Genomic DNA, 21,086 nt, shown 5'->3' with positions numbered 1-21,086 from the left:
GGAATGACCTGTGGCCGGGCCCCGTCGCGCGCAGACGCACGGCGGGGCGTGGATCCCGGTGGTCGCCGTCCGCCGTTCCGAGACCTGGAGCGGCCCTCCCCCGGGCGTGGGGCGGACGGTACGGCCCCGCCGGTGCCGGCCGCCCCCCACCGGGCGCGTACACGCTCGCGCGACGCGTCCCGACCAGCAAGGAACGACCATGGCGTCCAGCCTGACGAAGGACTCGGTCACTCCGGGAACCCCCGGCTCCGAGAAGACCTTCTTCGGCCACCCCCGCGGACTGGCCACTCTCTTCATGACCGAGATGTGGGAGCGGTTCTCCTACTACGGCATGAGGGCTCTGCTCCCGCTGTACCTCGTCGCGCCGGGCGGTCTGGGGCTGAGCGCGGGCACCGCGACCGCGATCTACTCGGTGTACCTCTCGCTGGTGTACCTGCTCACGATGCCGGGCGGCTGGTTCGGCGACCGCGTCTGGGGTCCCCGCAAGACCGTCGCCGTCGCCGGCGGCGTCATCATGCTGGGCCACCTGACGCTGGCCCTGCCGTCCTCCGGCACCTTCTACGCGGGGCTCGGCCTGGTCGCCATCGGTTCCGGTCTGCTGAAGGCCAACATCTCCACGATGGTCGGCCAGCTCTACCAGGGCCCGGACGACCCGCGCCGGGACGGCGGCTTCACCGTCTTCTACATGGGCATCAACCTGGGTGCCTTCGCCGCGCCGCTGATCATCGGCACCATCGGCGAGAACGTGAACTGGCACCTGGGCTTCGCGCTCGCCGCGCTGGGCATGGGTCTCGGTGTGGCGCAGTTCCTGATGGGCAGCCGCCACCTGGACGCGCGTTCCGGTGTCGTCCCGAAGCCGCTGTCGGCCGAGGAGAAGTCCGCGACGCTGCGCAAGGCCGCGTTCTGGGCGGGCATCGCCGTCGTCGCGTACGCCGTCATCGGCCTCACCGGCAACTACACCCTGAACTGGGTCCTGGTCCCGCTGACGCTGCTCGGCGTGATCGTCCCGGTGATGGTGATCGTCCGGATCAAGCGCGACAAGGACCTGGACCGCGCCGAGCAGTCGAAGATGTCCGCGTACATCTGGTTCTTCGTCGCCGCCGCGATCTTCTGGATGATCTACGACCAGGGCGGCTCGACCCTGTCGATCTTCGCCGACTCGTCGGCCGAGAACAGCGTCCTCGGCTGGGACTTCCCGGTCTCCTGGTACCAGTCGGTCAACCCGGTCCTGATCATGGCGCTGGCCCCGGTCTTCGCCTGGATCTGGCTGGCGCTGAACCGGCGCGGCAAGGAGCCGAGCACGATCGTGAAGTTCGCGTCCGGTCTGGCGCTGGTCGGCGTGTCCTTCTTCCTCTTCCTGGCCCCGCTGTCGATCGCCGAGGGCGGCCACAAGGCCGCGGCGCTGTGGCTGGTGGCGATCTACTTCACGCAGACCGTCGGTGAGCTGCTGCTCTCCCCGGTCGGCCTGTCGGTCACCACGAAGATGGCGCCCGCGAAGTACGCCTCGCAGATGATGGGCGTCTGGTTCCTGGCCGTCACCGCCGGTGACGCCACGACCGGTCTGCTCTCCCTCGCCGGCGTCGACCTGAACAAGGCGGGCATCGTCGCGATGGAGGCGACCCTCGCGGTGGTCGCCGGTGTCGCGGTGTGGATGTACCGCAACAAGGTCAAGGCCCTCATGGGCGACGTGCGCTGAGCCTTCCCCCACGGCTCGGTACGAAGGGCCCGCATCCGGTGGATGCGGGCCCTTCGGGCGTCCGTGGGAGGGGCGGGGCGTGTACGGCCACTTGCTTCGCTCCGCCCCGCCGCCCCTTCCCGGAGGGGCCGGATATCGGCCTCTCCGGCGTTCGAGGAGCGGGGTCCGGGGCGGAGCACCGGATTCGGGACGGGAAGGGGCGGCGGGGGCGAGGAAACCCCCGGGCCGGAACCGGCGTGGGCCGGTGCCGGACTCCGGCCGCGGCGGCGGCCCGGAGGGGCTACGCGGGTGCCCCGAGTTCCGCCCAGACCGTCTTGCCCGCGACGTCCGGGGCCCGTACGACCCCCCAGTCCAGGCAGAGCCGCTGCACGATGAACATGCCGTGGCCACCGGGGCGGCCCGCCCGGTGCGGGGTGCGCGGGGCCGGCTGGCCCGCGCCCCGGTCGGTGACCTCGATCCGGATCACCTTCTTGTCGCAGGTGATGGCCAGACGGTCCGGCCCCTCGGCGTGCAGGCAGGCGTTGGTGACCAGCTCGGAGACGACGAGCAGGACGTCCTCCGCGGCGGCCCGCCGGTCGGCGGTGGCGGCGGGCAGCCAGCCCCACGCGTACAGCGCCTGGCGGGTGAAGTCACGGGCGAGCGGTACGACGCCGCTCTCGCCGTCGAAGCTCAGCCGGCGGACCTGGCCGCCGTCGCCCGACGGCCCGGAGGACCCCGACGGCCCGGAGGACCCCGGTGACGCGGTGGGCACGGCGACGCCCCGGTCGGACGCGCCCTCCACCGGCGCGCCGCCCCCGGGCGGCGCGGAAGCGCCGCCGGGCTCCGGACCGCGGTCGCCCGGCGAATAGGGCCGGGTGGTGCTCATCAGCGCTTCACCTCACCGTGTCACCAGTTCACGATTCAAAAGTTTCCGTACTCGATCGGTCACGCGCGGACGGCGCGTCCGGTTCCCGACACCCCCGCCACCACCGCGTCCCGCACGTTCAGGGTGTCTCCTGCCCGGGCGGGCCGAGGGGACACCCCCGTATTCGTACGAAAGGGCTCGACGGAGGCGCCCCACCGATGGCGGGGGCGGCGCGAGGGCCCAGCCGGGCCTGCCCGCGCGCGTCACGCGGAATCGTCGGCCAGTGCCGCCTCGAGAGTGTCGTGGACCGCGAACACCGCGTCCGCTCCCGTGATCTCGAAGACGCGCGCGACGACGGGCTGCATCCCCACGAGATGCACCCCGCCCCCGGCCGCCTCGGCCTTCAACCGGGCGCCGAGCAGCACGTTCAGCCCCGTGGAGTCACAGAACTCCAGCCGGGAGCAGTCAATGACAAGCCGCTTGAATCCCTTGGCGAGGCAGTCCTCCAGTGGCTCCCGCAACAGATCGGCGGTGTGGTGATCCAACTCACCCGCCGGAGTCACGACGGCACTGGGGCCCTCTTCCCGCACCTCGACCAGAAGCCGGCCAGACTGTGCGCTGCCGACCGTCCCGCGGTCCATGCCGTCTCTCTCTCCCGACGTCGTGGCTGCCTACTGACGTCCTCGAACATTACGCCTTATGGCCACGCTTCAACAGCCGAACAATCGCACGTAAACAGACATATGTGAACATAACGCACTTGCGATCGGCTCAGGAAAGCGGGTAGGGCTAGTAAGAACACGTAACCGACACGGCCGGCTTTGGAGGCGCCGCACACCGCAGTGCACGTATCGGCTTCGGCAGCCATATGCCGAGAACGATGGAGGACATCATGTCACCCCGGCTCGACGCATCGCGTACCCCGAAAGCGACGTCGACACTCCCTCCGGAACATCTGGATCCCATCGAGCAGGACGACGCGGACGTCGTCCCGGACGACCTACTCGCCGGACTTCCGGAGATCCCCCCGTACGACGAGGTGGGTCCGGTCGACGCGCGGGCTCTGTCCAAGACCCTCTTCGAGCGCCTGGAGTCGCTGGAGGAAGGCACCCACGAGTATTCGTACGTACGCAACACGCTCGTCGAGCTGAACCTCGCCCTGGTCAAGTTCGCGGCCTCCCGCTTCCGTTCGCGCAGCGAGCCGATGGAGGACATCGTCCAGGTCGGCACCATCGGCCTGATCAAGGCGATCGACCGCTTCGAGATGTCGCGCGGCGTGGAGTTCCCCACCTTCGCGATGCCCACCATCATCGGCGAGATCAAGCGCTTCTTCCGCGACACCTCGTGGTCCGTGCGCGTACCGCGCCGGCTGCAGGAGCTCCGGCTCGACCTGGCCAAGGCCGGTGACGAGCTGGCCCAGCAGCTGGACCGGGCGCCGACGGTGGCCGAGTTGGCCGAGCGGCTGGGCATCAGCGACGACGAGGTCGTCGAGGGCATGGCGGCGTCGAACGCCTACACCGCCTCCTCGCTGGACGCCCAGCCGGAGGAGGACGACTCCGAGGGCGCCCTGGCGGACCGGATCGGGTACGAGGACCACGGTCTCGAAGGCATCGAGTACATCGAGTCGTTGAAGCCGCTGATCGCCGAACTGCCGCCGCGGGACCGGAAGATCCTCTCCCTGCGCTTCGTCGCGGGCATGACCCAGTCGGAGATCGGCGAGGAACTGGGCATCTCCCAGATGCACGTCTCCCGCCTGCTGTCCCGGACGCTGGTGAAGCTGCGCAAGGGGCTCACGGTCGAGGAGTGATCCTCACCGGGTGACGCTCGTCCTCCAGGGGGCGGTCCGGAGCCGGGCCGCCCCCTCCGGGGTGCCCGGGGAGCGTCAGGCCGCTCCCGCCCCGCGCACGCCCCGTCGCCACACCTCCGCGACCAGCGGCACACCGGGCCGGTAGGCGAGGTGGACGTGACTCGGCGCGTCGAGGAGGACGAGGTCCGCATACGCGCCCGGGGTCAGGCGTCCGACGTCGGTGCGGCGCAGGGCCGCCGCGCCGCCCGCCGTGGCCGACCAGACCGCCTCGTCCGGCGTCATCCCCATGTCCCGCACCGCGAGCGCGACGCAGAAGGGGACGGAGGACGTGAAGGACGAACCGGGGTTGCAGTCGGTGGACAGCGCGACCGTGACCCCCGCGTCCAGCAGCCGGCGGGCGTCCGGCCACGCGGCGCGGGTGGAGAACTCGGCGCCGGGGAGCAGGGTGGCGACCGTGCGGCTGTTCGCGAGGGCGTCCACGTCGGCGTCGGTGAGGTGGGTGCAGTGGTCGGCGCTGGCCGCGTCGAGCTCGACGGCGAGCCGGACGCCGGGGCCGTACGACAACTGGTTGGCGTGGACGCGCGGGTGCAGGCCCCTCGCCTTTCCGGCGGTGAGGATCGCGCGGGCCTGGTCGCCGTCGAAGGCGCCCTCCTCGCAGAAGACGTCGATCCAGCGGGCGTGCGGCGCGCAGGCGTCCAGCATCTCACCGGTGACCAGGGCGACGTATCCGGCCGGGTCATCGGCGTACTCGGGCGCGACGACGTGGGCGCCGAGGTAGGTGACCTCGTCGGTGTGGCGGGCGGCCAGGCGCAGGGCGCGGGCCTCGTCCTCGACGGTCAGGCCATAGCCGGACTTGGTCTCGAAGGTCGTGGTGCCCTGGCGGAGCGCCTCGTCGAGGAGACGGGTGAGGTTCGCCTCCAGTTCCGCGTCGCCGGCGGCGCGGGTGGCGGCGACGGTGGTGCGGATGCCGCCCGCGCCGTACGGGCGGCCGGACATCCGGGCGTTGAACTCCTCGGTGCGGTCGCCCGCGAAGACCAGGTGGGAGTGGGAGTCGACGAAGCCCGGCAGGACCGTCCGGCCCCCGGCGTCGACCCGGTTGTCAGTGGCGGGTGCTTTGCTTGATTCACCGGTCCACACGACGCGGTCGCCCTCGATGACGACGGCCGCGTCCCGGACCAGGCCGAGGGGAGAGGTGTCACCGAGGGAGGGGTCGTTGGTGACCAGCGTGGCGATGTCGCTGATGACGGTGCTGCTCATGATGGCGTCCTCATGGGTGGTCGTCAGGCGCGCAGTGCTTCGACGGCCCGCGCGAGGGCTCCGGGCACATCGGGTACGAGCGTGTGCGTCCCGTCGCGTACGACGTGCCGGCCCGCGACGACCGTGTGCCGTACGTCCGCTGCCGTCGCGGCGAATACGGCCGTCTCGGCGCCGAGTCCGGGCGGCGGCCCCGCTGTTCTGACCGAGTCGAGGGCGATCGTGACGAGGTCTGCGCGCGCACCGGCCTCGATGCGGCCGGTGTCGTCCCAGCCGAGGGCGGCGTGGCCGTCGACGGTGGCGGCCCGCAGCAGCGCGGCAGCCGTCCAGTGGCCGCGGGTGCGGGTGCGCAGCCGCTCGTCGAGCTCCATCGCGCGTGCCTCTTCGAACAGGTCGATCACGGCGTGGCTGTCGGAGCCGAGACAGAGCGGGGAGCCCTCGTTCTGCAGGGCGGCGGCGGGTCCGATGCCGTCGGCGAGGTCGCGTTCGGTGGTCGGGCACATGCAGGTGCCGGTGCCGCTGCCGCCGATGAGGGCGATGTCCTCGGCGGTGAGGTGGGTGTTGTGGACGCCGGTGGTGCGCGGTCCGAGGACGCCGTGCACGGCCAGGAGCTGCGTCGGGGTGCGGCCGTGAGCCTCCCGGCAGGCGTCGTTCTCGGCGGTCTGCTCGGACAGGTGCACATGGAGCGGGGCCCGCCGCTCCTCGGCCCACCGTGCCACGGTCGCCAACTGCTCCGCCGGTACGGCCCGGACGGAGTGGATCGCCGCCCCGATCCGTGCGTGATCCCGTTCCTTGAGAGCTGAACAGCGTGTGGCCCAGGCGTCCGCGTCGCCGTCGGAGAAGCGGAGCTGGTGGGTGGTGGGCGGCTGTCCGAAGCCGGAGGAGAGATAGGCGGTGTCGAGGAGGGTGATGCGGATCCCGGCTTCGGCGGCGGCCTCGATCAGCGCCTCGCCCATGGCGTTGGGGTCGGCGTAGGGCGTGCCGCCGGGGGCGTGGTGGACGTAGTGGAACTCGCCGACGGTGGTGATGCCGGCCAGCGCCATCTCGGCGTAGGTCGCGCGGGCGAGGGCGTGGTACGTGTCCGGGGTGAGCCGGCCGGCCGTGGCGTACATGACCTCGCGCCAGGTCCAGAAGGTCCCGGACCCCACCTGGACGGTGGAGCGCAGGGCGCGGTGGAAGGCGTGGCTGTGGGCGTCGGCCAGTCCGGGGAGGGTCAGTCCGCGCAGGACCTCGGCACCGGGCGGCGGGGCGGGGGTGTCCGGGCGGACGACGGTGATGCGGCCGTCCGCCCGGACCTCGACGGTCACGCCCGGCTCGACGTGGGTGCCGAGCCAGGCGTGTTCCAGCCAGTAGGTCCGCGGGGTGGCAGTCACGTGCGGGCCAGTCCTTCCAGTACGTCGGCGAGGGCGAGGACCCCGGCCACGCAGTCGTCCTCGGTGGCGGACTCGGCCGGGGAGTGCGAGACGCCGGTGGGGTTGCGCACGAACAGCATGGCGGTCGGGGCGCGTCCGGAGAGGATTCCGGCGTCGTGTCCGGCGCCGGTGCCGAGGACGGGCACCTTGAGGTCCGTGGCGCCGCCCAGGATGCGGGCGAGTTCGTCGCGCAGGGCGTGGTCGAACTCGACGACGGGGGTGAAGGACTCGCGTTCGACGTCGAGGGTGACGCCGTGTTCCCGCGCGTGGGCGCGGGCGGCCTCCCGTACGGCCTCGACCACGGTGTCCAGGCTCTCCTGGTCGGCGGCGCGGGAGTCGAGCCAGCCGCGCACCAGGGAGGGGATGGCGTTGACGCCGTTCGGCTCGACGGCGATCTTGCCGAAGGTGGCCACGGCACCGGCGAGTTCCGCCTCCCGGCGGGCGGCGAGGACGGTTTCCGCGTACGGCAGCACGGGGTCGCGCCGGTCGGCGAGCCGGGTGGTGCCGGCGTGGTTGGCCTCGCCCCGGAAGTCGAACCGCCAGCGGCCGTGCGGCCAGATGGCGGACGCGATGCCGATGCGGTCGCCGGACAGGTCGAGGGCGCGCCCCTGTTCGACGTGGAGCTCCACGAAGGCACCGATGCGGGCGAGCCGTTCGGGGTCGGCGCCGAGGGCGTCGGGGTCGTGTCCGGCGGCCTCCATGGCCCGTGGGAGCGTGATGCCGTCCGCGTCGGTGAGCCGGTGGGCCTGCTCGACGGTGAGCACGCCCGCGGTGAGCCGGGAGCCGACACAGGCGAGCCCGAACCGCGCCCCCTCCTCGTCGCCGAAGTTGACGATGCCGAGGGGCTTGGTGAACCGCGTTCCCCTACGGCGCAGTTCGTCGAGGGCGGCGAAGGCGGACACGACCCCGAGGGGCCCGTCGAAGGCCCCACCGTCGGGTACGGAGTCCAGGTGCGACCCGGTGACGACGGCGTCCCCGTCGGCCGGGTCCCCGAGCCAGGCCCACTGGTTCCCGTTCCGGTCGACCTCGTAGGCCAGCCCGCGGCTGCGCGCCTGCGCCTCGAACCAGTCCCGGCAGTCGGCGTCGGCCCCACTCCAGGCGAACCGCCGGTAGCCCCCGGAAGCGGCATGGCGCCCGATGGGCCACAGCTGAGCCCACATCTCATGAAAGGAAACCCCACCGAACCCCGAACCAGCCCCAGCCCACACACCGCCGACCCGCCCAGGCCGCTCAGGCTGTGGGCAGTCGTTCCGCAGGGCGGAACGGGTGGGCACAGCCGGACCCGCGGGCGGCGACGACGCGCCCGCCCCCACCGAGGAGTCGCCGCCGCTCACGCCGGGTCACCCTCACGCATCGGCACGCGCACGCCCCGCTCGTCGGCCACCGACTCCGCGATGTCGTACCCGGCGTCCACGTGCCGGATGACGCCCATGCCGGGGTCGTTGGTCAGCACCCGCCGGATCTTCTCTCCCGCCAGCGCGGTCCCGTCGGCGACCGTCACCTGCCCCGCGTGGATCGACCGCCCCATCCCCACACCCCCACCGTGGTGGAGGGACACCCACGACGCCCCCGAAGCCACGTTCACCATCGCGTTCAGCAGCGGCCAGTCGGCGATGGCGTCGGACCCGTCCAGCATCGCCTCGGTCTCCCGGTAGGGAGAAGCCACCGAACCGCAGTCGAGATGGTCCCGCCCGATCACGATCGGGGCGGCCAGCTCCCCGCTCGCGACCATGTCGTTGAAGCGCTCGCCGGCCCTGTCCCGCTCCCCGTACCCCAGCCAGCAGATACGCGCGGGCAGCCCCTGGAAGCGCACCCGCTCCCCCGCCATCCTGATCCACCGGGCCAGGGACTCGTTCTCCGGGAAGAGGTCGAGGACCGCCTTGTCGGTCCTGGCGATGTCGGCGGGGTCACCCGACAGCGCGGCCCACCGGAAGGGTCCCTTGCCCTCGCAGAACAGCGGCCGGATGTACGCCGGGACGAACCCCGGGAAGGCGAACGCGCGGTCGTACCCGGCGAGCCGCGCCTCGCCGCGGAGGGAGTTGCCGTAGTCGAACACCTCGGCGCCGGCGTCCTGGAAGCCGACCATCGCCTCGACGTGCCGGGCCATGGACTCGCGGGCCCGGGTGGTGAAACCGGCCGGGTCCTTCGCGGCGGCGTCCGCCATGTCCTCGAAGGCGACGCCCACCGGCAGGTACGCCAGCGGGTCGTGGGCGGAGGTCTGGTCGGTGACGATGTCGACGGGCGCGCCCATGGCGAGCAGCCGCGGCACCAGCTCGGCGGCGTTGCCGAGGACTCCGACGGAAAGGGGGCGGCGGGCGTCGCGGGCCTCGACGGCCAGCCGCAGGGCGTGGTCGAGCGAGTCCGCCTTCACGTCCAGGTACCGGTGCTCGATGCGGCGTTCGATCGCACGGGGGTCGCAGTCGACACAGATCACGACGCCGTCGTTCATGGTGACGGCCAGCGGCTGGGCGCCGCCCATCCCGCCGAGTCCGGCGGTGAGCGTGATGGTCCCGGCGAGGGTGCCGCCGAACCTCTTCGCGGCGACGGCGGCGAAGGTCTCGTAGGTGCCCTGGAGGATGCCCTGGGTGCCGATGTAGATCCAGGAACCGGCGGTCATCTGCCCGTACATGGTCAGGCCGAGGGCCTCCAGGCGGCGGAACTCCTCCCAGGTGGCCCAGTCGCCGACGAGGTTGGAGTTGGCGATCAGGACCCGCGGTGCCCACTCGTGGGTCTGCATGACGCCGACCGGGCGGCCGGACTGGACGAGCATCGTCTCGTCCTGCTTGAGGGTCCTCAGCGTGCGGACCATGGCGTCGAAGGAGCGCCAGTCGCGGGCCGCCTTCCCCGTGCCGCCGTAGACGACGAGCTTGTCGGGGTGCTCGGCGACCTCCGGGTCGAGGTTGTTCTGCAGCATCCGCAGGGCGGCTTCCTGCTGCCAGCCCAGGGCGCTCGGTTCGGTGCCGCGCGGTGCTCGGACAGTGCGGGGTCCGGACATGGTCTGCCTCCTGTGCTGCCGTACTGCGGACGATCGCTACAGATATTCACATGTTCATGCCCTGAATAGAACTAGTCAAGACGGGGACGGGGCGGCGCGGCCGGGCGGGGGATGTTCGGCTGGAGGCATGCGCTCGGACACGGGGAACGCGGACGGGACGGAGGACGTGGTGGCCCACGACGACGGCCGGACGGACGAGGTGGACGCGTACGCCGAGGAACGGGCGGACGAGGTGGACGCGTACGCCGAGGAACGGGCGGCCCGGCGGGACGCCGCGGTGCGGGCCGCCGTGGAGCAGGGGCTGCTCGACGCCGGCACCCCCTTGGTGGCCCTGCTCGACGTGACCGGCGTCCGGAAGTCGGCGGCCGGGCTGCGGGCGGCGTTCGAGGCGGTGACGGCGCCCGGCACGCCCGCGCGGGAGCACGACACGAACCGCCCCCAGGGGCGCGGGGCGTATGGGGTGGGCGGCCCTGATGAGGCTTGCCCATGGGAACCGCCCCCAGGGCGCGGAGCGTATCCGCGTGCGGCTCCGCCGCGCGGGCGCGGCCGGCTCCCGGCGCGCCCGCGCGGGACCACCGTGCTCAGGCCGGCACGGCGACCCTGCGGCGGGAGCCGCCCGGCGCCGCGTCACCCGCCGCGACACCGGTCGTCCGGTACCCCTTGACCGCCTTGCCCGCAGGCCGCCCCGCTCCCGAGCCGAGCCAGTCGACGCGTACCCACAGCAGGACCTCGTCGGCCCGCTCCAGGCGCCCGATCCAGGCCGCCTTCAGCCACAGGCCCGCGCCGCACCCGGCGAGCAGCAGACCACCGGCCGCGGGTACCGCGAACGCCGTGCCCAGCGCGGCGAGGAAGGCGAGCAGCAGCCACCAGCGGTGCCCGCGACGCCAGTTGCGGACGGTCACCGCCCGGTCCTGGAGCACGTCGTGCCGACCCGCCCGGGCCGCCGACCGGGCCAGTGCGCGGTACCGTCCCCGCCGCCCGTACGCCACGACGGCCGCCGCCACGAGGAACAGCGCGGCACCCGCCAGTACCCCGATCCGGCGCCCGGTCAGTCCCGGCACCAGTGCCCCGGCGCCCGCCGCGACGACTCCCAGCCACCACAGTGGCGCGGCCCCCGCCCGTACGACGACCGCCACCCGGGCCAGCCCTTGTCCTCCACGTGTCATGTCCGGCCTCCCGTCTCTCACTCCAGTGGGAGACGGGAGGGTAGCGGAACAAGGTGAGACGAGTCTGAGAACACGGGCGGGTACCGCCACCGCCGTCGCGCGGGCCGTCAGTCCACGAACAGCCCGCGCGCCGCCGCCTTCGCGTCGAACTCCTCCAGCCGTGCCTGCGCGTCGGGCAGGTCGTCGCACATCGCCTCCAGCAGCACCCGACCCAGCAGCATCGGCGCGCACGCCGTGTCGAAGGCCAGCCCGGTGCCGACGGCGGCGGGCAGCAGCAGGTCGGACACCTTGGCGACCGGCGCGAACGGGGAGTCGGCGACGGTGACCACGGTCAGCCCCGCCTCCTTGGCACGGTCGAGGGCGTCGACGACCTCGCGGGGGTGCCGGGGCAGCGCGAAGCACAGCAGGGCGCTCGCCCCGGCCCGCGCGGCGGCGTCGATCCGGTCGTGGAGCATCGTGCCGCCCTCGTTGAGCAGCCGGACGTCCGTGTGGACCTTGGCGGCGAAGTAGGCGAACCCGTGCGCCTGGGCCGCCGCGGCCCGCAGTCCCAGCACGGGCAGCGGCCGGCTTCCGGCCAGCACCCGGCCCGCCCGCCGCACCGGTCCGGGGTCGGCCAGCACCTCCGCCAGGTGCCGCAGGTTCTCGATCTCGGCCTCGACGGCCTGCTGGTACGCGTTGTACGAGCCGGATTCCGGTGCCGGTTCGGCGGGGGCGACCTCGCGCAGGTGCCGCCGCAGGGCGGGGTAGCCGTCGAAGCCGAGGGCGACGGCGAACCGGGTCACGGACGGCTGGCTGACCCCGGCCAGTTCGGCCAGCTCCACGCTGGACAGGAACGGCACCTCGGCGGCGCGCCGCACCATGCTGTGCGCGATGCGCCGCTGGGTCGGCGTCAGCCGGTGCCCCTCGAAGAGCGCCTGGAGGCGCGCGGCGGGGCTCTCGGTGCCGCTCATGACCTGACTCTCCCTCGACCCCTCGACCTATTCACCCGTCGAAATCCCTGCATACCGTTATACAGGGGCTCGTGGGGCCGCGCCGCCCGCGCGTCGTGAGAGGCGGGGATCGCACTCTGTGTCCGTTCCGGCGACAGATCCGGAACTCGACGATTTTGTTACGAAGTCGCCACGTCCCGAACCGGCCGGATAGCGTAACTCATCGAACAGTAGAGCGCCTTGAGACGGAGGCGACCCATGTGGCACCCGACGGAGGACTGGTACAGGCGTGGACGCGCGAAGTCGTGGGCAGGCGGACGGGACCGATCCCGCCGACCAGTGGGTGCTCAACCCGGAGACCGGTGAATACGAACTGCGGCTGAACGATTCAGCGGAGCAGCCGAGAACGCCCCGCCCCCGCAGTGCCCCCCGCACCGGTCCCGCCCCCACCGCCCCCACCGCGCCCGCCCGCGTCCCCGGCCAGCGCGGTCGCCGCGCCGCGCCCGCCGCGGAGGACACGCCCGGCCCCGGCAGCCGCAAGCGCAAGCAGAGGAGGAGCGGCAGGAAGAAGACGCTGATGTGGACGGGGGGCGTCCTCGGCCTGGTCCTCGTGGGCGGTTCGGCGTTCGCGTACTACTGGTACGACCGCCTCTACGGCAACATCGACACCGTCGACATCGGTGACGTGGGCAGTGACGAGGCCGTGGCGGACGGGCCGGTCAACCTCCTGATCATCGGCAACGACGTCCGCACCGGCGAGGGCAACGAGGCCTACGGCAACCGGACCAACGTCACCGGCCACGCCGACACCACGCTCCTCTTCCACGTGTCCGAGGACCGCACCAACGCGACCGTGATGAGCATCCCCCGCGACCTGATGATCGACATCCCGGACTGCGAGTCCAAGCAGTCCGACGGTTCCGTCAAGAAGATCCCCGGTTCGACGGTCCCCACCAAGTTCAACGAGTCCTACGGTGTCGACGGCCGAGATCCGGGCTGCACCATGCTCACCGTCGAGGAGATCACCGGCCTCGAGCTCGACCACTTCATGATGTTCGACTTCAACGCGGTCAAGACGCTGTCCACCGCGGTCGGCGGCGTCAAGGTGTGCCTGGACAAGCCCATCAAGGACCTGGACGGCGGCTCCGGACTCGATCTGCCGGCCGGGGAGAGCACCATCCAGGGCGAGGACGCGCTCTCCTTCCTCCGCAACCGGCACGGTCTGAAGAACGAGAGCGACCTGGACCGGATCGAGATGCAGCAGAAGTTCGTCGCGTCGATGCTCCGGCAGCTCAAGGAGGACACGCTGGACAGCCCGTCGAAGATGCTCGACGTCGCCGACGCGGCCACCAAGTCCCTCACCGTGGACAAGGGCATAGGCAGCCCCAGCAAGCTGCTCGCCCTCGCCAAGGAACTCGGCAAGATCGATCTGAAGAACATCACCATGATGACCATGCCGGTGAAGGACAACCCGGACGAGCCCACGCCCGTCACCGTCGTGCCGGATCCGGACAAGGCCCCGAAGGTCTTCAGCATGCTGCAGAGCGACGTCTCCTTCACCGAGGTGAAGAAGAAGGAGAAGGACGCCAAGAACAAGCAGGCCAAGCTGCTGGAGGGCACGCGGGCGGAGGCGTCCGAGATCCGCGTCGACGTCCTCAACGGCGGCGGCCCGGCCGGCGCCGCGCAGGACACCCTGAACTGGCTGCAGACCAGCCAGGGCGTGGCCGGATCCTCCAACAAGGGCAACGCCCCGGCCGACGTCGACAAGACCCGGCTGGAGTACGCCCCGAACCAGGCCGACCAGGCCCGCAAGCTCGCCGACCTGATGGGCCTGCCCGCCTCGGCCATGAAGCCCGGCACGACGGACGCCGACGCGACGACCTCGATGACGCTCACCCTCGGCCCAGACTTCACGAAGGCCGGCGTCTCCATCGCCCCGCCGAAGAAGGTCGACGTCGAGCAGTCCCGGGCCGACGAGAAGATGTGCGAGAAGTAGCGGCGCGGCGAACCCGAGACCGAGTGGGGGGTTACCCCCAGTGCCACCGGACTTCCGCCTCCCTACCGTGGGACGCATGACCGGAATGGACGCGCGGGACACCGAGCTGAAGAAGGAACTCCACGCCTCCCTGCAGGCCCGCAGGGAGCTGGGCGAGGAGTACGAGTCCGCGCTGGTCGACTCGTTCCTGGAGAAGGTCGACCAGCGTATCGACGGTGAGGTGGAACGCCGGATGCGCCGGCGGTCCGCCGAGCGGCAGATGACGGCGGCCCGGGACTCGCGGTCGCCGAGGGCCACGGACACCTGGGGCGAGCGCTTCGGCTTCGGGATCGTCTCGCTGGTCCTGGCGGTGCCGCTGTCCGCCATCGGCGGGAGCCTGGGCCATCTGCCCGGTCTGGTGGCCGCCTGGCTGGGCATCGTCGGCGTCAACGTCGTCCAGGCCGCCCGGACCAATCCGGGCCTGTTCGGCCGCCGCAGGGCCTCCCGCGACGACGACTGGGCGGACTGAGACCGTCTGCGCGGGGACCGCCGCACCCCCGTCGCCGGGGGGCGGGACGACGGCGGTCCCCGCGGGGGACGCGCACCCGTTGAGGCAGGCTGCGCGTCCGAGGCGTCCGTGGAGGTCCGGGAGCCGCTCCGGAGGTCCTTCGACGCCGTTCGGTCGCCGGCCGGAACGGGGAGCCGCTCCCGTTCCGCCGACACCCACCAATCTGCCGGACCCGTGTTAAGCGAGTGCTGCGCGGACGTGACACGCTCGTACCACTTCCGCGAAGTCCACGAAGATCATCATCGCGTCGGCACCCCGCCGTTCACGGCGGGTCCACCGTCACTTCACCCGACGGACCGTCACTTCACCCGACGGGCTGTCACTTCGTCCGACGGTCCGTCACTTCCCCGTCTTGGCGAGGAAGGACAGCAGGTCCTGGCGGCTGACCACACCGGTCGGCTTGCCCTCGACGAGGACGATCGCCGCGTCCGCCTCGCCGAGCACGGCCATCAGGTCCGCGACGGGTTCGCCGGAGCCGACCTGCGGCAGCGGCGCGGACATGTGCTTCTCCAGCGGGTCGTCCAGCGAGGCGCTCTTGCTGAACAGCGCGTCCAGCAGCTCCCGCTCCACCACCGAGCCGACGACCTCGGCGGCCATCACGTCCGGGTGGCCGGCGCCCGGCTTGACCACCGGCATCTGCGAGACGCCGTACTCGCGCAGCACCTCGATGGCCTGGCCGATCGTCTCGTCGGGGTGCATGTGGACGAGGGAGGGGATGTGGCCGCCCTCCTTGTCGTTCAGGACGTCGGCGACGCGGGCGCTGGGACCGGCGTCCTCCAGGAAGCCGTAGTCGGCCATCCACTCGTCGTTGAAGATCTTGCTGAGGTAGCCGCGGCCGCTGTCCGGCAGCAGGACGACGACCACGTCGTCCTCGCCGAGCCGCGAGGCCACCTCGAGCGCCGCCACGACCGCCATGCCGCAGGAGCCGCCGACCAGCAGGCCCTCCTCCTTGGCCAGGCGCCGGGTCATCTGGAAGGAGTCCTTGTCGGAGACGGCGACGATCTCGTCCGCGACGTCACGGTCGTACGCGGTCGGCCAGAAGTCCTCGCCGACGCCCTCCACCAGGTACGGCCGCCCGGAGCCGCCGGAGTACACCGAGCCCTCGGGGTCGGCGCCGATCACCTTCACCCGGCCCTCGCTGGCCTCCTTCAGGTAGCGCCCGGTCCCGGAGATGGTGCCGCCGGTGCCGACGCCGGCCACGAAGTGGGTGATCTTCCCTTCCGTCTGCTCCCACAGCTCCGGGCCGGTGGAGTGGTAGTGGGAGAGCGGGTTGTGGGGGTTGGAGTACTGGTCCGGCTTCCAGGCCCCCGGCGTCTCGCGGACCAGCCGGTCGGAGACGTTGTAGTAGGAGTCGGGATGCTCGGGCGCCACGGCGGTCGGGCAGACGACGACCTCGGCGCCGTAGGCCCGCAGCACGTTGATCTTGTCCGTGGACACCTTGTCCGGGCAGACGAAGATGCACTTGTAGCCCTTCTGCTGGGCCACGATGGCGAGCCCGACCCCGGTGTTGCCGCTGGTCGGCTCGACGATGGTGCCGCCGGGCTCGAGCTCCCCACTCCGCTCCGCCGCCTCGATCATGCGCAGGGCGATGCGGTCCTTCACGGAGCCGCCCGGGTTGAAGTACTCCACCTTGGCCAGGACGGTGGCCCTGATGCCCTTGGTCACGCTGTTGAGCCGCACCAGCGGGGTGTTGCCGACGAGGCTGATCATCGAGTCGTGGAATTGCACCGTTGTCTCCGGATGCTGCAAAAGGTGTGGTCGTAGTGGTGATGCCAGCCTAGGCCCTCGCCGGTCCGAACCCGGCCGGGTCGTTCACCCGGCGTGAGGATTGGACCACGGTCCGTACGGGGCAAGCACTGGGTGTACGGGGTTCGAGGAGGTGGCGGCGAGGCATGACGGGCTTGTCGAGGGCGAGGGTGGCCCGGCGGATCGCGGCCGGCGCGGCGTACGGCGGCGGGGGAATCGGTCTGGCCGGGGCGGCCACCGTGGGACTCCTGATGGCCGAGGCCCAGCTGGCGCGGCGCCGCGTGGGCAACGGTACGACTCCTCACGTGCCGAACGCGGACGGGCTGTACGGGGCGGCGTACACGGTGCCGGGCGAACCGGCGCTGCGGCTGACGATGCTGGGCGACTCCACGGCGGCCGGGCAGGGCGTGCGCCGGGCCGGGCAGACGCCGGGCGCGCTGCTGGCGTCGGGCGTCGCGGCGCTCGCGGAACGTCCGGTGGGGCTGAGCACGGTCGCGGTGCCCGGGGCCTGTTCCGACGACCTGGACCGGCAGGTGACGCGGGCGCTGGCGGATCCGTCCCGGGTGCCGGACGTCTGCGTGATCATGGTCGGCGCCAATGACGTCACCCACCGCATGCCGCCCACCCAGTCCGTGCGCCACCTGTCCTCGGCGGTACGACGACTGCGGACGGCCGGTGCGGAGGTGGTCGTCGGCACCTGCCCCGACCTCGGCACGATCGAGCCGGTGTGGCAGCCGCTGCGCTGGCTGGCCCGCCGGGCCTCGCGGCAACTGGCGGCGGCGCAGACGATCGGGGCCGTCGAGCAGGGCGGGCGCACGGTGTCGCTGGGCGATCTGCTGGGGCCCGAGTTCGCGGCGAACCCGCGCGAGCTGTTCGGGCCGGACAGCTACCACCCCTCGGCGGAGGGGTACGCCACCGCCGCGATGGCGGTGCTGCCGACGGTGTGCGCGGCGCTGGGGCTGTGGCCGGCGGAGGAGGAACGTCCGGACGCCGCCCGCCGCGAGGGGTTCCTGCCGGTGGCCCGGGCGGCGGCGGAGGCGGCGTCGGAGGCGGGCACGGAGGTCACCGCGGCGATGCCGGCGGGCACGCGGGGGCCTTGGGCCCTCATGAAACGCCGTCGGCGCCGCAGGGTCACGGAGGCGGAGCCGGAACCTTCGACCCAGCCGTCGTGACACCGGGCGCCTGCGGCGGGCATTCGTGCCGCACCCCCGCAGCTGCGGGCAGTCGTGCCGCTGGGGCGGCACGGGTGGGCGCAGCGGCACCCGGCAAGCGCCGGCGAGCGAACCCACTCCCGGCCCGCACCAGTCACGGTGCCGGTGCGGAACGGGGGGAGTCGCGCAGCTCGGCGCCAACGGGGTGCCGTCGCGCCCACCCTCCCCCACTCTCGGCTTCGCTCGAGCGGGGGGACCCCCATCGCCCTGCGGCACGACTGCCCGCGGCGAGCGGAGCGCACGGCACGGATGCCCGCGGCGAGCGGGGCGTGCGACGCGGCTGCCCGCGAGGAGCGGGGTGTGCGACGTGGTTGGCTATGGGCACGCCGCACACCCAAGCAAGCGCTTAGACAGTTGCGGTCCATGTCACATCGCGTCAGTCGTGACCCCGCCCATACGTCCGGGTAACTTCCCAAGAAGTCCCGCACCAACCGACTGGTATGCCCTCCCGCCGCCCCTCACCTCTGGAGCCGTGATGCCCGAAGCCGTGATCGTCTCTGCCGCCCGCTCCCCCATCGGCCGCGCCTTCAAGGGCTCCCTGAAGGACCTGCGCCCGGACGACCTGACCGCCACGATCGTCCAGGCCGCCCTCGCCAAGGTCCCCGAGCTGGACCCGAAGGACATCGACGACCTGATGCTCGGCTGCGGCCTCCCCGGCGGCGAGCAGGGCAACAACCTCGGCCGCGTGGTCGCCGTGCAGATGGGGATGGACCACCTCCCCGGCTGCACCATCACCCGCTACTGCTCGTCCTCGCTGCAGACCTCCCGCATGGCCCTGCACGCCATCAAGGCCGGCGAGGGCGACGTGTTCATCTCGGCCGGCGTCGAGACCGTCTCCCGCTTCGCCAAGGGCAACTCCGACAGCCTCCCGGACACCCACAACCCGCTGTTCGCCGAGGCCGAGGCCCGGACCGCCGCCGTCGCCGAGTCGGAGGGCTCCAGCTGGCACGACCCGCGCGAGGACGGCCTGGTGCCCGACCCGTACATCGCGATGGGCCAGACCGCGGAGAACCTGGCCCGGCTCAAGGGCGTCACCCGCCAGGACATGGACGAGTTCGGCGTCCGCTCGCAGAACCTCGCCGAGGAGGCCATCAAGAACGGCTTCTGGGAGCGCGAGATCACCCCGGTGACGCTCCCCGACGGCACGGTCGTGAGCAAGGACGACGGCCCCCGCGCCGGCGTCACCATGGAGGGCGTCGCGGGCCTGAAGCCGGTCTTCCGCCCCGACGGCCTGGTCACCGCCGGCAACTGCTGCCCGCTCAACGACGGCGCCGCCGCGCTCGTCATCATGAGCGACACCAAGGCCCGCGAGCTCGGCCTCACCCCGCTCGCCCGGATCGTCTCCACCGGCGTCTCCGGCCTCTCCCCCGAGATCATGGGCCTCGGCCCGGTCGAGGCGAGCAAGCAGGCGCTGGGCCGCGCCGGCCTCACCATCGACGACATCGACCTGGTCGAGATCAACGAGGCGTTCGCCGCCCAGGTGATCCCCTCCTACCGCGACCTCGGCATCCCGCTGGAGAAGCTGAACGTCAACGGCGGCGCCATCGCCGTCGGTCACCCCTTCGGCATGACCGGCGCCCGCATCACCGGCACGCTGATCAACTCCCTCCAGTTCCACGACAAGCAGTTCGGCCTGGAGACGATGTGCGTCGGCGGCGGCCAGGGCATGGCGATGGTCATCGAGCGCCTCAGCTGAACCCCGCACCACGGGCGCACCGTAGCCGTCGCGGTACGGTCGGTGAGGCCAGGGCCAGGGCCACCGGGAGCTCCGGGGGCCCGGATCGTTTCGTGATCCAATCTCCCCCAGGATGTGACCTATCTCCCTCGCAGGAGGGATTCGCGCAGGTCAGGACCGGACCCCTTTCGGGCTCACCCTCAAAGACCTGTCCGTTTCGTGACGTTACGCACTGACAGACGGTTAGTCCGCCCTTCAAGCTGATGTAGGAAGTCGGGGGTCGACTTTGAACCGGGAGTACGTCAGTGAGCGCCATGCCGATCGCCCTGCTGATCACCACGGCCGCCACCGGCGCCGTGGGCGTCGCCGTCCTGCGCAGCATCATGGTGCTGCGCCGACAGGTCGCGGCCCTGCACACCGCGCTGGCCGAGAACGGCGCCGCGGCCGCGCGCGCGCACGTTCCTCCCGCCCGCACGGCCGGCACCGACGAGATACGCGCCGCCGTGGCGGAGGCGCTCGCCGAGGAGCGGGAGCGCGAGCTCGCCGAGGCACGGGCCTTCTGGGCCGCCCAGGAGGCGCGTGACACGTCCGACGCGCCGTCCCTGCTGGGTCTGGCCGACAGTGAGCTGTTCCTGCCCCGGCAGGCCGATTTCGCGGGTCTGGAGCCGGTGGGCGAGCCGGGCGCGGAGGCCGAGGAGTACTCCGGGGACTCCCCGGAGCTGGCCGCGGCCCGCCGCCGTCACCCCTCGCACCCGGACTTCGTGCCGAACCCCTCGCCGGGCGTGAACGACCACGAGCGCACGGTGGCCGCCCTGGAGGAGCTGGCCGCCGACCGGACCGAGCTGACCGACGTCCGTCCGGGACCGCTGGGCACCCTCGACGTCTACGTCTTCGCCGACGGGACGACGCTGTGCATGACGCCGGGCCACCGCGAGACCGCGGAGCGCCTGGCAGCGGCCCTGCGCGCGGGCGAGACCCCGTTCCTGCTGGGCGGTTCCGGCATCTCGGGGGCGTACACGCTGACGTTCTCCTGCGGTGAGGAGAACATCTACATCCTGGCGGACCGCGTCATCGCGTCCCTCTGACTCCGGGCCGGCTCCGGCCGGCTCCGGGCCGGCTAGACCCCGGCGCGCTCGCGCGCCTCCTCCACCAGTCGTACGGCCTCCCGTACCTCGTCCTCGTTCTTCAGTACGAGCGCCAGGTCGTGGCCGGCGACGGTGATCTGGTCGGCGGCGGCGAACATGCCCGCGTCGGGCATCTCGCGCGGCTCGGTGCCCGGCTCCTCGACGAGCTGGGTGCGCCGCGCCAACTCCCTGGCCAGGGCGAGCGCCTCGGCGGCCCCGCCCCGCTGCAGCCTGCTCTGCGGCGCGGCCCGCAGGCGGTCGGCGAAATGATCCACGGCACGGGTGAAGGGCGTCGTATCAACCACGCGGCGAGCGTACGCGGCGCGGCGGGACTGTTGCCAACGGGCGAACGCTCAGGCACGGTGACCTGAAGGACCGGCTCACACCCCATGCGTCCGGAGGCGCCGATGTCCCAAGTCTTCTCCGCCGAGACCCACCGCAACATGCTCGCCCGCATCCCCCACTGCACCGGTCGTGAGATCTCCGACTGGCTGCGCACCGTCGAGGAGGGCCCGTCGCTCTTCCGCTTCGAGGAGAAGGTCAGCTGGCTCCGGCACGAGTACGACCTGGCGTACGGCCACGCCAAGGCGATCGTCCACGAGTACGACCTGAGGAGGGCCGCGCGCAAACTGCTCTGACGCGCGCCGGTACGGCGAAGGGCCCCGGGTGGGAACCCGGGGCCCT

At 72.2% G+C, this 21,086-nt stretch carries 19 protein-coding genes; 8 read left to right on the top strand and 11 right to left on the bottom strand.

Annotated elements, in window-relative coordinates; genetic code table 11:
- Positions 1-199: 199 nt before the first annotated feature.
- Entirely contained in the window at positions 200-1,696 is a 1,497-nt protein-coding gene (locus tag ACH5AO_RS32000) for an oligopeptide:H+ symporter (RefSeq protein WP_398930795.1), read from the top strand.
- A 280-nt stretch (positions 1,697-1,976) separates the two neighbouring features.
- Here ACH5AO_RS32000 and ACH5AO_RS31995 read toward each other — a convergent pair whose 3' ends face one another.
- Positions 1,977-2,561: an ATP-binding protein gene (locus ACH5AO_RS31995; protein WP_398930793.1), complete on the bottom strand. Its 585-nt coding sequence runs from the start codon at positions 2,559-2,561 to the stop codon at positions 1,977-1,979.
- 242 nt (positions 2,562-2,803) lie between these two features.
- A complete protein-coding gene (locus ACH5AO_RS31990) occupies positions 2,804-3,181 on the bottom strand; it encodes an STAS domain-containing protein (protein ID WP_030821652.1) in 378 nt (125 codons plus the stop codon).
- A 251-nt stretch (positions 3,182-3,432) separates the two neighbouring features.
- Between ACH5AO_RS31990 and ACH5AO_RS31985 the strand changes: the two genes are divergently transcribed.
- The gene (locus ACH5AO_RS31985; RefSeq protein WP_398930790.1) at positions 3,433-4,347 is read left to right on the top strand and encodes an RNA polymerase sigma factor SigF; all 915 of its coding nucleotides are present in this window, start codon (positions 3,433-3,435) and stop codon (positions 4,345-4,347) included.
- Between the two features lie 75 nt (positions 4,348-4,422).
- Here ACH5AO_RS31985 and hutI read toward each other — a convergent pair whose 3' ends face one another.
- The 7 genes from hutI to ACH5AO_RS31950 all read right to left on the bottom strand — a co-directional run bounded on the left by hutI (position 4,423) and on the right by ACH5AO_RS31950 (position 12,124).
- Positions 4,423-5,604 (bottom strand): imidazolonepropionase, encoded by a 1,182-nt coding sequence (gene hutI / locus ACH5AO_RS31980; RefSeq protein ID WP_398930788.1) that lies wholly within the window; start codon positions 5,602-5,604, stop codon positions 4,423-4,425.
- 23 nt (positions 5,605-5,627) lie between these two features.
- Complete coding sequence (locus ACH5AO_RS31975; protein WP_398930786.1) at positions 5,628-6,974, bottom strand: formimidoylglutamate deiminase; 1,347 nt, start codon at positions 6,972-6,974, stop codon at positions 5,628-5,630.
- The gene (locus tag ACH5AO_RS31970) at positions 6,971-8,173 is read right to left on the bottom strand and encodes an allantoate amidohydrolase (RefSeq protein WP_398930784.1); all 1,203 of its coding nucleotides are present in this window, start codon (positions 8,171-8,173) and stop codon (positions 6,971-6,973) included. The genes ACH5AO_RS31975 and ACH5AO_RS31970 overlap by 4 nt, the downstream gene beginning before the upstream one ends.
- A 170-nt stretch (positions 8,174-8,343) precedes the next feature.
- The gene (hutU, locus tag ACH5AO_RS31965) at positions 8,344-10,008 is read right to left on the bottom strand and encodes a urocanate hydratase (protein ID WP_398930782.1); all 1,665 of its coding nucleotides are present in this window, start codon (positions 10,006-10,008) and stop codon (positions 8,344-8,346) included.
- A gap of 75 nt (positions 10,009-10,083) precedes the next feature.
- Positions 10,084-10,437, bottom strand: coding sequence for a hypothetical protein (locus ACH5AO_RS31960; protein WP_398930780.1), 354 nt, complete (start codon positions 10,435-10,437; stop codon positions 10,084-10,086).
- 152 nt (positions 10,438-10,589) lie between these two features.
- Positions 10,590-11,174: a hypothetical protein gene (locus tag ACH5AO_RS31955; RefSeq protein ID WP_398930778.1), complete on the bottom strand. Its 585-nt coding sequence runs from the start codon at positions 11,172-11,174 to the stop codon at positions 10,590-10,592.
- Between the two features lie 107 nt (positions 11,175-11,281).
- On the bottom strand, positions 11,282-12,124 hold the full coding sequence (locus tag ACH5AO_RS31950; RefSeq protein ID WP_398930776.1) for a MurR/RpiR family transcriptional regulator: 843 nt from the start codon (positions 12,122-12,124) through the stop codon (positions 11,282-11,284).
- A gap of 268 nt (positions 12,125-12,392) precedes the next feature.
- On the opposite strand from ACH5AO_RS31950, the gene ACH5AO_RS31945 reads away from it, so the two are divergent.
- Together ACH5AO_RS31945 and ACH5AO_RS31940 are read left to right on the top strand one after the other, a co-directional pair.
- Entirely contained in the window at positions 12,393-14,099 is a 1,707-nt protein-coding gene (locus tag ACH5AO_RS31945) for an LCP family protein (RefSeq protein WP_398930774.1), read from the top strand.
- Positions 14,100-14,184: 85 nt separating this feature from the next.
- Positions 14,185-14,607 carry a hypothetical protein gene (locus tag ACH5AO_RS31940; protein WP_398930827.1) on the top strand — a complete coding sequence of 141 codons (423 nt, stop codon included), beginning with the start codon at positions 14,185-14,187 and terminating at the stop codon, positions 14,605-14,607.
- Positions 14,608-14,985: 378 nt separating this feature from the next.
- Here the strand turns inward: ACH5AO_RS31940 and ACH5AO_RS31935 are convergent, their stop codons facing one another.
- Complete coding sequence (locus ACH5AO_RS31935; protein WP_398930772.1) at positions 14,986-16,374, bottom strand: cystathionine beta-synthase; 1,389 nt, start codon at positions 16,372-16,374, stop codon at positions 14,986-14,988.
- 164 nt (positions 16,375-16,538) lie between these two features.
- Here ACH5AO_RS31935 and ACH5AO_RS31930 point away from each other — a divergent pair, with 164 nt between their 5' ends.
- The 3 genes from ACH5AO_RS31930 (at position 16,539) to ACH5AO_RS31920 (ending at position 20,363) form a co-directional block, all read left to right on the top strand.
- Positions 16,539-17,564, top strand: a complete 1,026-nt coding sequence (locus ACH5AO_RS31930) for an SGNH/GDSL hydrolase family protein (protein ID WP_398930770.1) — start codon at positions 16,539-16,541, stop codon at positions 17,562-17,564.
- Positions 17,565-18,078: 514 nt separating this feature from the next.
- On the top strand, positions 18,079-19,299 hold the full coding sequence (locus ACH5AO_RS31925) for an acetyl-CoA C-acetyltransferase (protein ID WP_398930768.1): 1,221 nt from the start codon (positions 18,079-18,081) through the stop codon (positions 19,297-19,299).
- A 284-nt stretch (positions 19,300-19,583) separates the two neighbouring features.
- On the top strand, positions 19,584-20,363 hold the full coding sequence (locus ACH5AO_RS31920) for a hypothetical protein (RefSeq protein WP_398930766.1): 780 nt from the start codon (positions 19,584-19,586) through the stop codon (positions 20,361-20,363).
- A gap of 32 nt (positions 20,364-20,395) precedes the next feature.
- Here ACH5AO_RS31920 and ACH5AO_RS31915 read toward each other — a convergent pair whose 3' ends face one another.
- Positions 20,396-20,707, bottom strand: coding sequence for a hypothetical protein (locus tag ACH5AO_RS31915; RefSeq protein ID WP_217129830.1), 312 nt, complete (start codon positions 20,705-20,707; stop codon positions 20,396-20,398).
- 102 nt (positions 20,708-20,809) lie between these two features.
- On the opposite strand from ACH5AO_RS31915, the gene ACH5AO_RS31910 reads away from it, so the two are divergent.
- Entirely contained in the window at positions 20,810-21,040 is a 231-nt protein-coding gene (locus tag ACH5AO_RS31910) for a DUF4287 domain-containing protein (protein ID WP_037939887.1), read from the top strand.
- Positions 21,041-21,086 lie beyond the last annotated feature (46 nt).

This window comes from Streptomyces sp. NPDC018964, assembly GCF_044390325.1.
In the GTDB taxonomy this organism is placed as follows: domain Bacteria; phylum Actinomycetota; class Actinomycetes; order Streptomycetales; family Streptomycetaceae; genus Streptomyces.
The sequence above is the reverse complement of the archived record's forward strand: the minus strand, read 5'-3'. Positions and strand labels throughout refer to the sequence as shown.